At 65.9% G+C, this 12,732-nt stretch carries 15 protein-coding genes, 1 tRNA gene and 1 pseudogene; 14 read left to right on the top strand and 3 right to left on the bottom strand.

Annotated features, from left to right (window positions below):
* Position 1 precedes the first annotated feature (1 nt).
* The 3 genes from NM962_09765 (at position 2) to NM962_09755 (ending at position 2,505) form a co-directional block, all read left to right on the top strand.
* Positions 2 to 967, top strand: a complete 966-nt coding sequence (locus NM962_09765; protein ID UVO14254.1) for a metallophosphoesterase — start codon at positions 2 to 4, stop codon at positions 965 to 967.
* Positions 964 to 2,070 (top strand): PLP-dependent cysteine synthase family protein, encoded by a 1,107-nt coding sequence (locus tag NM962_09760; protein ID UVO14253.1) that lies wholly within the window; start codon positions 964 to 966, stop codon positions 2,068 to 2,070. The genes NM962_09765 and NM962_09760 overlap by 4 nt, the downstream gene beginning before the upstream one ends.
* A 361-nt stretch (positions 2,071 to 2,431) precedes the next feature.
* Positions 2,432 to 2,505 (top strand) — tRNA-Pro (locus NM962_09755).
* A gap of 51 nt (positions 2,506 to 2,556) precedes the next feature.
* On the opposite strand, the gene NM962_09750 is transcribed toward NM962_09755, so the two are convergent.
* Positions 2,557 to 3,651, bottom strand: coding sequence for a site-specific integrase (locus tag NM962_09750; GenBank protein UVO14252.1), 1,095 nt, complete (start codon positions 3,649 to 3,651; stop codon positions 2,557 to 2,559).
* 136 nt (positions 3,652 to 3,787) lie between these two features.
* Positions 3,788 to 4,318, bottom strand: a complete 531-nt coding sequence (locus NM962_09745) for a helix-turn-helix domain-containing protein (GenBank protein ID UVO14643.1) — start codon at positions 4,316 to 4,318, stop codon at positions 3,788 to 3,790.
* A 179-nt stretch (positions 4,319 to 4,497) separates the two neighbouring features.
* Between NM962_09745 and NM962_09740 the strand changes: the two are divergent.
* The 11 genes and pseudogenes from NM962_09740 to NM962_09690 all read left to right on the top strand — a co-directional run bounded on the left by NM962_09740 (position 4,498) and on the right by NM962_09690 (position 11,905).
* Positions 4,498 to 4,686, top strand: a pseudogene (locus tag NM962_09740) (helix-turn-helix domain-containing protein).
* A gap of 322 nt (positions 4,687 to 5,008) precedes the next feature.
* Entirely contained in the window at positions 5,009 to 5,323 is a 315-nt protein-coding gene (locus tag NM962_09735) for a hypothetical protein (protein UVO14251.1), read from the top strand.
* Entirely contained in the window at positions 5,320 to 5,757 is a 438-nt protein-coding gene (locus tag NM962_09730) for a hypothetical protein (GenBank protein UVO14250.1), read from the top strand. Before NM962_09735 ends, NM962_09730 begins: the two co-directional genes overlap by 4 nt.
* Before the next feature lie 162 nt (positions 5,758 to 5,919).
* On the top strand, positions 5,920 to 6,231 hold the full coding sequence (locus NM962_09725) for a DUF2742 domain-containing protein (protein ID UVO14249.1): 312 nt from the start codon (positions 5,920 to 5,922) through the stop codon (positions 6,229 to 6,231).
* Positions 6,228 to 8,003: an ArsR family transcriptional regulator gene (locus NM962_09720; protein ID UVO14248.1), complete on the top strand. Its 1,776-nt coding sequence runs from the start codon at positions 6,228 to 6,230 to the stop codon at positions 8,001 to 8,003. Before NM962_09725 ends, NM962_09720 begins: the two co-directional genes overlap by 4 nt.
* On the top strand, positions 8,000 to 8,584 hold the full coding sequence (locus NM962_09715) for a 7-cyano-7-deazaguanine synthase (GenBank protein UVO14247.1): 585 nt from the start codon (positions 8,000 to 8,002) through the stop codon (positions 8,582 to 8,584). The genes NM962_09720 and NM962_09715 overlap by 4 nt, the downstream gene beginning before the upstream one ends.
* Positions 8,581 to 8,850, top strand: a complete 270-nt coding sequence (locus NM962_09710) for a WhiB family transcriptional regulator (protein UVO14246.1) — start codon at positions 8,581 to 8,583, stop codon at positions 8,848 to 8,850. Before NM962_09715 ends, NM962_09710 begins: the two co-directional genes overlap by 4 nt.
* Positions 8,851 to 8,992: 142 nt before the next feature.
* Complete coding sequence (locus tag NM962_09705; GenBank protein UVO14245.1) at positions 8,993 to 9,256, top strand: hypothetical protein; 264 nt, start codon at positions 8,993 to 8,995, stop codon at positions 9,254 to 9,256.
* Positions 9,249 to 9,743, top strand: a complete 495-nt coding sequence (locus NM962_09700; protein UVO14244.1) for a hypothetical protein — start codon at positions 9,249 to 9,251, stop codon at positions 9,741 to 9,743. The genes NM962_09705 and NM962_09700 overlap by 8 nt, the downstream gene beginning before the upstream one ends.
* 108 nt (positions 9,744 to 9,851) lie before the next feature.
* On the top strand, positions 9,852 to 10,712 hold the full coding sequence (locus tag NM962_09695; protein UVO14243.1) for a phage major capsid protein: 861 nt from the start codon (positions 9,852 to 9,854) through the stop codon (positions 10,710 to 10,712).
* Between the two features lie 935 nt (positions 10,713 to 11,647).
* Positions 11,648 to 11,905, top strand: coding sequence for a DUF3297 family protein (locus tag NM962_09690; protein UVO14242.1), 258 nt, complete (start codon positions 11,648 to 11,650; stop codon positions 11,903 to 11,905).
* 346 nt (positions 11,906 to 12,251) lie between these two features.
* On the opposite strand, the gene NM962_09685 is transcribed toward NM962_09690, so the two are convergent.
* A complete protein-coding gene (locus tag NM962_09685; protein UVO14241.1) occupies positions 12,252 to 12,716 on the bottom strand; it encodes a GatB/YqeY domain-containing protein in 465 nt (154 codons plus the stop codon).
* Positions 12,717 to 12,732: the final 16 nt, after the last annotated feature.

Genomic DNA, 12,732 nt, shown 5'->3' with positions numbered 1-12,732 from the left:
CATGGCTCCTTCACCTGCCCTGACCCGGTCCGTCGTCGCCGCTTCGGCAGCGCTCGGGCCGGCGGCGCTCGCTATCGGCTACGGCGCGCTGATCGAACGCAACGCGTTCGTGGTGCGCGAGGCGACGATGCCGGTGCTGGCTCCCGGCTCCTCACCGCTGCGGGTGTTGCACATCAGCGACATTCACATGCGTCCCGGGCAGCACCGCAAACAGGCCTGGCTGCGGGAACTGGTACGCCTGGAGCCCGACCTGGTGGTCAACACCGGCGACAACCTTGCACATCCGAAGGCAGTCCCGGCGGTGGTGCAGGCCCTGGGTGATCTGCTGTCGGTGCCGGGCGTGTTCGTGTTCGGCAGCAACGACTACTTCGGTCCGCGGCTGAAGAACCCGGCCAAGTACCTGACCAAGCCGACGCATCGCATCCACGGCGTCCCGCTGCCCTGGCAGGACCTGCGTGCGGCCTTCACCGAGCGGGGCTGGCTAGACCTGACTCACAACCGTCGTGAATTCGATGTGGCCGGCCATCGGATTGCCGCGGCCGGTGTCGACGACCCGCACATCGAGCGGGACCGCTACGAGACCATCGCTGGTCCGGCCGACCTGACCGCCGATCTGCGCCTAGGGCTGACCCATTCGCCGGAGCCACGCGTGCTGGACCGGTTCGCCGGTGATGGCTACCAGTTGGTGATGGCCGGCCACACCCACGGCGGCCAGCTGTGCGTGCCGTTCTACGGCGCACTGGTGACCAACTGCGGGCTGGATCGGTCCCGGGTCAAGGGGCCCTCACAGTGGGGTGCGCACATGCGCCTGCACGTCTCGGCGGGGATCGGCACCTCGCCGTTCGCGCCGGTGCGGTTCGCCTGCCGCCCCGAGGCCAGCCTGCTGACCCTGGTGGCGGCGCCGACCGGCGGTGACGACTCGCAGCTCACCCGCGGCTCGACCCAGCCCTCCGTGTCGGCCCGTTGACTGGGCGGATTGCCGACCACGGGCATCCACGGCGCTGGGCCGACAACGCGATCCGGCTGATCGAAGCCGACGCACGGCGCAGCGCCGACACCCATCTGCTGCGTTACCCGCTGCCCGCAGCGTGGGCCGCCGAGTCCGATGTGGCGCTGTACCTCAAGGACGAGACCACCCACATCACCGGCAGCCTCAAGCACCGGCTGGCCCGCTCGCTGTTTCTCTACGGGCTGTGCAACGGCCGGATCGCCGAGGGCACCACGGTGGTCGAGGCGTCGTCGGGGTCCACCGCGGTCTCGGAGGCCTACTTCGCGGCCCTGCTGGGCCTGCCGTTCGTCGCGGTGATGCCGTCCTCGACCAGTGCATCAAAAGTGGCGCTGATCGAGGCGCAGGGCGGGCGCTGTCATTTCGTCGCGCATTCGGCCGATGTCTACGCCGAAGCGGAGCGGATCGCCGCCGACACCGGCGGGCACTACCTGGACCAGTTCACCAACGCCGAGCGGGCCACCGACTGGCGCGGCAACAACAACATCGCGGAGTCGATGTTCTCCCAGATGCGCGACGAAGCCCATCCGATCCCGGATTGGATCGTGGTGGGGGCCGGCACCGGCGGCACCAGCGCAACGATCGGCCGCTACATCCGGTACCGCCGGCACGCGACCAGGTTGTGCGTGGTGGACCCGGAGAATTCGGCCTTCTACCCGGCCTATTCGCAGTGCCGCTACGACGTGGTGGTCGAAGAATCGTCGCGGATCGAAGGCATCGGCCGGCCGCGGGTGGAACCGTCGTTCCTGCCCGACGTGGTGGACCGGATGATGGCCGTGCCCGATGCCGCCTCGGTGGCCACGGCCCGGCACGTCAGCGCGGTGTTGGGGCGTCGGGTGGGCGCCTCGACCGGCACCAATATCTGGGGCGCTTTTGCGCTACTGGCAGAGATGGTTGCCGACGGGCGCAACGGATCGGTGGTCACCGTGTTGGCTGACAGCGGCGACCGCTACGCCGACACCTACTACAACGACGACTGGCTGGCGCAGCAAGGACTCGACCCGACGGGCCCAGCCGCAGTCTTGGCCGAATTCGAGAGGTCCTGCCGGTTCGCGTTCGCCTGAGCCCGCTCTTCGGCTGCGTCGGGGTTGGTGGCTACCAGCCACACCGCAGCCAGAGCGAAGAAGCCGGCATACACCGCTCCGCCTAACAGCGTCATGATCTGACTCCCTTTGCACTAAACCTTGTTAGTCAGTCTGCCTAAGTCCGCCTATGTTTGCGAGCTCCACACGCCAGATGTGGGGCGTTTCATGCTCCCCGGCGCTAGTGAGCTGGGCCTCGATGACCGTTTCGCGGGGCTCGCAAGCGCGGCGAAGCCGGGCGCTGGGGTACCTCCCGCTTGCGGGGGACGGGTCTCCGCTATCGGCACAGCCTGGGCGTTTGGGTGACCGGCGGCGCGGTGCGATACGCTGTCGTGGCTTCACACGGGGTGTGGCGCAGCTTGGTAGCGTGCTTCGTTCGGGACGAAGAGGTCGTGGGTTCGAATCCCGCCACCCCGACAGTGTGAGAATGGCCCTGACCAGGGGTAACCCGGTCGGGGCCTTTCTGCTCTACGAGACCGGGCTTCGCTCCGTCCGCAGTGCGTCCGCAGTAGTTTTCCTGGCCGCCCGCGCAGCAACGTCCAGAGCGTCCGCGACAGCCTCCAGATCGTCGGGAAACAGGTCTGCGTAGGTGTCCAACGTCAGGGCCGCGCTCTTGTGGCCCAGCATCGTCTGCACGGCTTTCACGTTGGCGCCGGCACTGATCGCCAGCGACGCCGCCGTGTGCCGCAGATCGTGCATCGTGGGCCGGGGCCAGTCCGTTGTCGGGTTACCGTCGTCGTCGGGTGCCCGCAGGTTGGTCACTGCCGGGTTGAACACGCGGGTGCGGAACGTGGCGATCCGCAGCACCCCACCAGCCGGCGCGGTGAACACCAGATCGTCGCGGCGCTTGTCCACCATCGCGGCTGCCAGATCGTCGGCCAGGAACTTCGGGAAGGGCACCGAGCGTCGTTCGTGGTTCTTCGGGGTCGACCACACCAGCCTCCCCACCACCTCGGTCACTGACCGACGAACATTCACGCGCCGTCGCAGCATGTCGAAGTCAGCGACAGTCAGCGCCGCCATCTCCCCATACCGCAAGCCTGTGTAGGCCAGGAACAGCACCACCAGGCCGTAGCCCTCCATAGCCGTGGCCAGCTCGTCCACCTGGGCATGGGTCAGATAGGCCCGCTGGGAATGTTCACGGGCAGGCGCTTTCACGCCGTCGCACGGGTTGCGGGGTATGCGCTTGTCCTCGACGGCGAGAGCCAGGATCATGCGGAGCACACCAAGGGCATTTTCGATTGTCGGAGCCGCCGCACCGGCCGCAGCCAGATCAGCTACCCAAGCCCGCACAGCCGACGTTTGGACTTCCGCCACCGCGGTCTCTGCCCAGGTATCACGAACGTGCACCGCCCACGCGGAGGCTCTGGCCGCGACGGTCGTGTCCTTTAGGTGCCCGAATGTTCCGACCCACTGCTTGTGGATCTCGCCGATGGTGGCATTGCCAGCACCCGGTGCGACGTAGGTGCCGGTGACGATGGTCGATGTGATGTTCTCCAGCCACGCCGTCGCGTCCGCTTTGCGTGCGAAGCCCTTGGCAACCTCGCGACCGCCCGCATCCACATATCGTGCCCGCCAACGTTTCCCGACACCATGAGCCTTGCTCTGAACCAGGGTTCCGAGCTTGCCGTGCCCCTTGTCGGTGCATGGTTCACCGTCGCCAGCCCTGTGCCAACGATCTTCGATGCCGGAGCGGCGGTTACGTGTCTGAGGCATCATCGCTGTTCAGCACTAGGCCGCTTTCGCGGATTTCCGACTCGATAAACTCGACCTCGTCTTGGCTTCGACGCAGTATCTCGCGGAACATCTGAACCCGCTCGTCGTCCCTGCTTATCGCCGCCGCTAGGTCGTTAACTGAGTGCCGCAGCATATGGCGGGCGGTTTCAAGATCCCGCGCCAGAGATATCGGGCGATTCGCCTGAGAATACGCACTCTGCGCATCGGGAGTCAGTGAAGATTTGCCCGAAAACCATTGCAGTGCATGGTCCGCTGACGTGCGTAGTGATGGAAGTAGTGCGACTGAACCCTCTACTAGGTCAGTCCCAAATAGCAGCATGGCCGGCGATGTGTTGAGCGCGGCGGCAATCACGGTTAGTTCGTCAACGGTCGGAGTCCGTTCCCCCGTCTCCATCTTCCCCAGTGCCACCCGGTGAATCGGTACGCCAAGTTCACGGCATCGATCCGACAGTCTTGAGGCACTCCAACCGACAGCCTTCCGCGCCCGCTCCATCGCTACGCCGGTCCATAGCGTCCAATCCGAGTCGGCTCTGTCGCTCATTGCGACAGTTTCTCACAGAATCGGCCCGTGTTGGTTGCGCTTGGCGCCAACTCGTGGCTATAGTCGTGCTTGGCGACAGTAATCCCGACTAAATCTGTTTACTGACGCAAACTACGACAGATCGAGGTGAGATGGCTGAGTACATGACCACCGCCGACGTTGCCGGAGAGACCGGCATCAACGCGGGAACGCTGCGCTACTGGCGCAGCACCAATCAAGGGCCGCCGTCGTTCTCCCTGGGCAAGCGCGTCGTCTACCGGCGCGCCGAGCTCGAGAAGTGGATTGCCGAGCAGGAACAGGCCACCCGCCGCGGCGGCGGTGAGCCACCGGGCCTCGTGGCCCACCCCCATGCCATTGGCGTATCCACTTCGCCGGCCAAGCATGATCTCGCGGCAGCCGTCCCGAAACTTGGTGGAACCACAGCACGCAGCAATGCGCTCACCAGAAGCCGGATCGATCCTGGCGGTGCGGCTTGATTTACGCCCGCCCGCAGGAATCACACGCGGATCTCGGCCTGGTCGACAACGACCTGACCGAGGATCTTCGGCCGAATAGCAGAACGGCCCCCGAACCCCAGGTGCGCCAACACCTGGCGGGGACCGCTCAAACCCACCAACCCATTACAGAAAGCAGGTAACCAACATGATGACAGATCACGACCCCATCGGCTACGAGCTGACCGACTTGGGTGCTGACCCCGACAGTCACCTCTACCCCGTGGACAGCGCCACCCGCACCTGCTGCGGTGGCATCGGCGGACACACCCGGAGCTGCGCCACCGACGAGGCCGATACCGCCCGCGCGCTCCGTCGCCACGCCGACAGCATCCTGATGGCCGCCACGAGCGCCGAGAACGCCGCCGCCGACGTAGCGCTCACCCCGGCCAATGCCCGCCTGCTGGCCGGGGTTCTCCTGGCTGCGGCGCTGGTCATCAACGACGGGGCGGTGACCCGATGAGCAACGAACAGGCCACGACCGCCGTCCCACACCGCGTCGAGTTGAACGAAGACACCGGCCGCTGGCTCGGCGAACGCGGCATCTTCCGGCACTTCCAGCCCACCGACGCCGAGGCACTCCAGGCGGCGCAGGACGCCGACGAACCCGTCCTGCACGTGATGTCAACGTGCCTGTCCGGGGTGTACGACGGCCTTGTTACGGGTGAGCTGGTCCGCTGGGTACACCCCGACGGGGAGCTGACGTACGAGGCACGCATCCGCGGTTTGCCGCAGCACGGCACCACCGACCTGGTCGCCGCCGAACTCGACGAGCTGTGCGACATCGCCAAGGTCCTCCAGGAACTGCGCTACGAGTGGGGCGCGATGGTGGTCTACGAGGACTGGGCGGTCTCCCGGATGTCGATATACACCGGGCCGCGCACGGGCGGTGCCTGATGGCGGTGCGCAACGGAGCGAAGGGAGCCGGCCCCACACGGGCCGGTGTCCCCGCCGACCTCGTGCCCTGGCGGATCGCCGTCCAGTGCCGCTGCTGCCGCCGGTGGTTGACCGACCCCGCCAGCGTCCAGCTCGGTGTTGGCCCCACGTGTAGGGGGCGGCGTGACTAGCCGCCAAGTCTCATGGTGGCCGGTCCACACGTTTTTGGAAGCCGCTCTTGCGCAAGCTAACTGCGGCACGCTTCCGCTGGCCGGCACGCCTAGCTGGCAGGCCCTGGCCGACGACGATCCGGCTAAGCTGCTGGCCCTCGCCGATGCCGGAGTGCACTCGGTCCTGCGCTGGGAGGCCGCCCAGGAAGCCCAAGCCGAGGCATCTAAATCTATTGCCGCCGCCGAAGACTGGCCCAGCTTTGCCCGCCAGATCCGGGCTGGCCGCGGTGGCGCATACGTTCCGCGCCGAAAGGAGCCCGCGTGATCGACCCCGCCCTGACCAACAAGTTCTTCCTCGAATCCGAGTCCGACCAACTCACCCGGATCTACCAGTGGGCGCGCGCCCGCTACGCAGCCCCCTGGGCCGTATTCGGCGCCGTCCTGCTCCGGGTGGCCGCTAGCACTGGTCCGCACGTGCAACTCCCCGGCGTCATCGGCGGCCGAGCCAGCCTCAACATGATGGCCGTGTTCGTCGCGGCATCCGGTGGCGGCAAGGGCATCTCAGACGCGACAGCCCGCTTGGCATGGCCGGCTGATATCCACGAGGAAGGACTCGGATCGGGTCAGGGCATCTCCGAGTTGTTCAAGGAGACGAAGAACCCCGAGGACCGGATCAGCAGGGCGATCTTCATGGTGCCCGAGATCGACCACCTGGCCGCACTGGACGCAGGGCAAGGGAACAACACCCGCGCCACCCTCAAGGCCGCGATCATGGGTGAACGGCTCGGCAGCAAGGGGGCTTCGTCGGCCACGTCTCGGATGGTCGCGCCGCACACCTATCGCATGTGCCTCTCGGTCGCCGGCCAGTTCGGACACTGCGGGGTGATCCTCGATGACGCGACGGGCGGAACCCCTCAGCGCACCTTGTGGTTCCCCTCGACAGACCCGCAGATGCCCGACGAACGTTCCGCTGACCCCGGCCCGCTCGACACCGGCATCCCCCTATGGGCGCCCGGTGCCGACGGAGTAGTGGAGATCGCCTACGGGCCGGCGGAGATCGCCGAGACGATCATTGCCGCGCACCTAGCCCGCCAGCGCGGCGACGGTGACGCCCTCGATGGTCACGCGATGTTGGTCCGCTGCAAGGTCGCCACCCTCCTGGCGATCATGCACCACCGGTCAGTCGTCTCCGAGCAGGACTGGGCACTGTCCGAGGCCGTCATGCAGGTATCCGACGCCACCCGAAACGTCGTCTTGGAGCACGCCCGCCAAGCAGCACGAGCAAAGGTGCGGGAGCGGGCAATCGCCAGGGCTGTCGGAGACGAGGTCTATGACAGCCGCCTGCTCGACGGTGTCCGCACCAGCATCCTCCGAACCCTCGAACGCGATGGCGAACAGGCTGGCAACGAACTGCGCAGCAAGATGGGAAAGCGAGATCGACGCGACATGTTCGACCAAGCTATTGCTTTGCTGAAACACGAGGGTCTGGTGGCCTCAATGGAGGTTGCACGCGGTACTCGATACCGCTTGGCGCCGGTTCAGGGTGAACCGGCGGTTCAGGGTGCATATCAGCAGTTCAAAGAGGGTGAACCGAAAGTTCAGGGTGAACCATCCGCTACCGTCACCGAACTGGATTCCCGCAGGTCGCACGAATCTGAGCGGCCAAAGGTGTCGTGCCAGAAGTGGTTCAACCACCACGTCGACCAACTCATCACGGCCGGTACCACCCGCGTCGAATCGTTTGCTGTGATCACCGCCGGCCAAGCCGCCGGATACACCAAGCACCAGATCCACACCGCCGCCAGCGCCCACCCGACCCTCAAAGCACTCGGCCGCGGACAGTGGTCACTCACCGGCGAACACGACCCGTACCCCAGCACCGACGACTTCATCAGCGCCTATATCGACAGGCTTCCAGCAAACACCACCGAGATCGACCGTGATCACTTCCGTGCCGCCGGGGAAGCCGACGGCTACGCCTGGGAAGCCTTACGCAAGGCCATCCGCAACCAGCCCCGCATCACTTCCACGATGGGGCCGAACGCCGTGTGGAAGATCGCCCCACCGACTTCCACCGACGCCGAGGAGACCGCGTGAATCATCCCGACACCCTCCTGATGCTGTCCGGCGGCATCGACTCGGCGTTCTGTCTCTGGCAGCGGGTGCAGGCCGGACTGCCCACCCGGACACATCACGTCCACTTCCAAAACTCGGACAATCGCGCCGACGCCGAAGCCGCCGCCGTCGCCGACATCTTGGAGTGGCTGGCCCGCAACGGTGGCCACGGGTTGATCACGCACACCGCGAGCCGGCTGGACCATGGGGACCTTGCCCTGCATGGGCTCTGGGACGGCTTCATGCTCGCCTTCTGGGCGGGCGCCATCCTGCACGCCGATCCGTTCATCGCCAGCGTGATCGTCGGGGTACAAGCCGACGATGCCGGACCTCGTGACGACGTACGTGACCAGCTTTTCTGGCGGATCGCGGCCAACGTTGGCCGCCGCCAGTTCTGGCTTTCGCATCCGGCCCGGAGTCTGACCAAGCGCGACATTATCGCTGCGATGCCGCCGGAGTTGGTCGACCTGTGCTGGTCCTGCCGCCGACCGCAGGACGGGCACCCGTGCCATAGCTGTCACACCTGCCGGCTTGTGGACGCGGCGAGGGGAGTCCGGCCTTGACCGCCCCCACCCGCCGGGGCCGCCCGGACACCGCCCCACCGCCATGGATGGTGCTCCTCGGCGCGATCCTGACCGATGTCCCGCGCCTACCCGGCCGTGCCGCCTGCCGCGATCACGTCGGACTATTCGACCAGGCGGCAGATGGTGACCGCCAGGCCGCCGAGGACGCCATCGAAATCTGCGGCCGATGCCCGGTACGTGATCGCTGCGCCGAGAACGTCAACCGCAGCCGGCTGCGGGTCATCGGTGGCGGGGGAAACCAGTGACCGACACCGCTCTCGCCACCCGTTGCCCAACATGCCACGCACCACCGGGTGAACCGTGCCACCGCGGCATCGAGACGCCGCACTGGGCGCGGAGGGACCGCTCCCGATCCATCGCAGTAACCGCCGCCCGAAAGGAAAACCGATGAATCCCGAAGCAGCCGAGGAAATCGACGCCGCCCGAGACGCGCTCGCCCTGGTCGACGCCGCCCTCGACGGCAACAATGCCGCCGCGCAATTCATCGCCGGAACCTATGTCGATAACGCGGGAGTATTGCTTAGGCAATTACTCAGCATCACCGAAGTGTTCGCCCGCCGCATCGGCGAACTCACCGAGACCGACCCCCACCAAATTGTCCAATGGCTACGCGACGGTGTAGCCACAACCGAAGGAGAAATCAGTGAGTAGCACCGAGACCCCCACCGAAACCGAGGTGGCCGACACCCCGACGACCGAGGTTCAGCCCGAACCTGAGTCCGACGAGCGGGCGCCGGACCCTGCGGCGGACGACGCCGATAGCGATGCCGCAGAGCAATTCTCGCGTGACTACGTCGAGAAACTACGGAAGGAATCGGCCGGCTACCGCGACCGCGCCAAGGCTGCCGAGGCCGCCGTTGAAGCCCTCCAGCGCCAGCAGGTGGAGCGCCTGGCCGATGACGCGGGAATCAAGCCCGCCGCTATCTGGGCGGTCGCCGAACTGGGCGCCCTGCTCGGCGAAGATGGCAGCGTCGACGCCGAACTGGTCAAGGGCGCAATCGGTACCGCGCGAAGCACTCTCGGGGTCAGCGGGCGGCCACAGCCACCACGGTCCCGGAATATGTTCGCCAGCGGCTCCGGTGTCCCGCAGGAGACGCCGAAGGGATTCGCGGAAGCATTTGCCCCGCGTGAAAGGTAGTAGACTTGGCCCAACTCGCCTGATGCGGGAAATAGGTCGCGGCCCGGAGCCACGCCATCAATCACTTGATGTGCGCGCTTCCGGGCCGCACCCGTTGAAAGGCAGTCCATGACTATCGAATTGACCACATCGACCACGGCGGGCGCCTGGTCGCCGGATCAGTACAGCTTCGCTGCGGCCGATGTCGTTCCCGAAGCATTGATTTTGAAGACCAGCACCGTCTCCGGCCACATCGAAGGCGACAGCCCGTCTTTGAGGGTTGCGTACATCACCGACGACGAATCAGCCGCCTACGTCGCAGAGGGCGCCCAGATCACCGACAGCGGCCCGACACTGTCCGAGGCCACCGTGCACGTCAAGAAGCTGGCCCGCCTGGTCAGCTTGAGCCGTGAGCAGTTCAACAAGCCCGAGACCGCCACCCAGACCGCCCAGAGCGTGGCACGCGACCTCATTCGCAAGGCCGACCTGTCCTACCTTGCTGAGACCGCGCCGACACCGCCGGCCACCGGCTCCACCGGCATCCTGAACACCGCGAACGTTGTCGACGGTGGCGAGGTCGCCGCCAATCTCGACGGCCTGGTGGACCTGGTAGCCGAACTGGAAGCCAACCTGGCCACCCCGCAGTACATCGTGGTGTCGCCGGACGTGTGGGCATCGCTGCGGAAGCTGAAGGTGGGCGGCGACCAGATCAACGCCTCCTTGCTCGGTGCCGGCACCACCGACGCCACGCCCATGTTGCTCGGCCTACCGGTGCTGCGGTCACCGTTCATCCCGGCGGGCAGTGGCCTGGTCATCGACCCGGCGGCAATCGTGGCCGCCGTCGGCCCGCTGAACATCGCCCAGAGTGAGCATGCACTTTTCGCCGAGGACAGCGTCATGTTGCGCGCCACCTGGTCAATCGGCTGGCAGGTCATGCGGGCCTCCCGTATTGGCAAGTTCACCATCGCCAGCGACGACGGCAGCAGCTAGACCGGTCCGGCCGTCGGAAGTACACGCCGACACCGCCCGACGGCCGGACCCCAAGCACCACCGGCTTGGTCGCCCAACTCCTCGACCAGCCGGTGACGTCGACCACGCGAGTGGTTGTGGCGGAAGTCGGCCCGACACCCTGTCCTCGTCAGCCAAGGTGTCGGGCCGCACCCATGCATAACTATGCAATCAGGACTGTCGGTCGACGCATCGCCAGCCGGCCGCGAGCCACCCGATAACGCTCTGACCTGCGGAGATGGGTGGGGGAGTGACCCCGGCCGCAGGGTCAAGCGCCACTCCATTGGCGTTAATAGAGGGAGCGGTCTTTTTTTTTCGCAAATCATGCATGGGTATGCAGGCGCTATTTGACCCGAGGGGTACCCCCTACCCCCCGGTGACACACACAGATGCCTAAGCCACGAGAGGCGGTGTGGTGACCGCTGGGGCCCGTCCCCCACCCTTCGGGGAGCCTCGGCCGGGGCTCCGTCCGCAGTGCGTCCGCAGTAGTTTCAGCGCACCCCATCGTTGACCAACACCACCAACGCACTGAGCTGCAATTATCCAACACCGCCAACAATGCCGTTAATCGCAAACGCCCAGTTCGTAGAGTTCGGGACGAAGAGGTCGTGGGTTCGAATCCCGCCACCCCGACTCAGGTTGTTGCAGGTAGAGGGCTCTGACCGGTTGATCCGGTCGGGGCCTTTTTCCGTTGGGGTCCGCCATAGCTATCAGCGCCGGCACGGATCGCCAACGTGGCGGCGGTATGTCGCAGATTGTGTGGCGTTACCACCGGGAAGTTCGTCGGCCTGCGGCGTCGGGGGCGACGTTTGTCCCGGTGACCTGGGTGGCTGTGATTTCATCCAGCCAGGCTTGGTCGCGTAGGTTCTCAGAGAACCAAATCCGAGAACGTAACGCAGCATTCAACGAAGGCCATCATGTCCGAGGATCAGAACACAGACGTTCCACCGAATCACCTCTCCATCGATCCGCGCAGCGCCTTCTACGACGAAGAGGTGCTCCGCCGCGACGTGGGTATTCGCTTCAATGGCGTCGAGAGAACCAACGTGCACGAATACGACGTGGCCGAGGGTTGGGTGCGTGTGGAAGTGCCTACCGCCAAGGATCGCCGTGGAAATCCGATGGTCGTCAAGCTCAGCGGCACGGTTGAACCGTACTTCCGCCTAGCTAAATAGCGGACGCCCTTCGATTACTGGAGCGGTGTGCTCCCACGTCGGCCCGGCTCCTGCCAGCCGGAACCGGCCTATGCTGGTGGGGTGATCGAAGCGGTGGTCCCGTGGGCGCTTCCCGTCGTCGTCATTCTCGTGATCGTGACGATCCTGATTGCGCTTTCGGCACATTTCAACCACGACTGAGCGGTGGTTACGAGTCGGCGACATCGATACCGAAATTCGGCCTCGATGGGGGCCGGTCCGGGATCACCCCTCCGTGCTGGCCACATCAATCAGCGCTTGCGCCGAAATTGATTTGAGCACCACTGCCTTGATCGGCCTTGATCGGCGCCGACGCATCGGGCTATCGCTAGAGCCGTTCGCGGACCGCGGTCGACAGCCGCGAACCGTCGGCCTTGCCCGCGGCAATCGCGGTAGCGGCCTTCATCACCTGGCCCATGTGCTTCATGTGCGGCCGCTCCCCAATCGCCTCGGCAACCTGCGCCAGCGCGGTGTCGACGACATCGGCCAGTTCGGCGTCGCTGAGCGGCGCGGGAAGGTACTCGTCGATGATCCGAGCCTCGGCATGCTCTTCGGCGGCGAGGTCACCGCGGCCGTTCTGGGTGTAGATCGTCGCGGACTCCGCACGCTTGCGGGCTTCGCGCGCCAACACCTTCAGGACGTCCTCGTCGGTCAGTTCCCGGGCCTGTTTGCCGGCGACCTCTTCGGCCTGGATCGCGGCCAACAACATTCGCAGAGTCGCCGTGCGCAGCTTGTCCTGCGCCTTCATCGCCGTCGTGAGATCGGTACGCAACTGGGATTTGAGTTCCGCCATGCCCCATAACGCTACG

The organism is Mycobacterium sp. SVM_VP21, assembly GCA_024758765.1.
Lineage (GTDB): Bacteria > Actinomycetota > Actinomycetes > Mycobacteriales > Mycobacteriaceae > Mycobacterium > Mycobacterium heraklionense_C.
The sequence above is the reverse complement of the archived record's forward strand: the minus strand, read 5'-3'. Positions and strand labels throughout refer to the sequence as shown.

Coding starts and splice junctions, on each gene's coding strand:
- NM962_09735 (UVO14251.1), top strand. CDS start 5,009: ATGATGACAGATCACGACCCCATCGGCTACGAGCTGACCGACTTGGGT.
- NM962_09765 (UVO14254.1), top strand. CDS start 2: ATGGCTCCTTCACCTGCCCTGACCCGGTCCGTCGTCGCCGCTTCGGCA.
- NM962_09705 (UVO14245.1), top strand. CDS start 8,993: ATGAATCCCGAAGCAGCCGAGGAAATCGACGCCGCCCGAGACGCGCTC.
- NM962_09745 (UVO14643.1), bottom strand. CDS start 4,318: ATGGAGCGGGCGCGGAAGGCTGTCGGTTGGAGTGCCTCAAGACTGTCG.
- NM962_09730 (UVO14250.1), top strand. CDS start 5,320: ATGAGCAACGAACAGGCCACGACCGCCGTCCCACACCGCGTCGAGTTG.
- NM962_09695 (UVO14243.1), top strand. CDS start 9,852: ATGACTATCGAATTGACCACATCGACCACGGCGGGCGCCTGGTCGCCG.
- NM962_09685 (UVO14241.1), bottom strand. CDS start 12,716: ATGGCGGAACTCAAATCCCAGTTGCGTACCGATCTCACGACGGCGATG.
- NM962_09690 (UVO14242.1), top strand. CDS start 11,648: ATGTCCGAGGATCAGAACACAGACGTTCCACCGAATCACCTCTCCATC.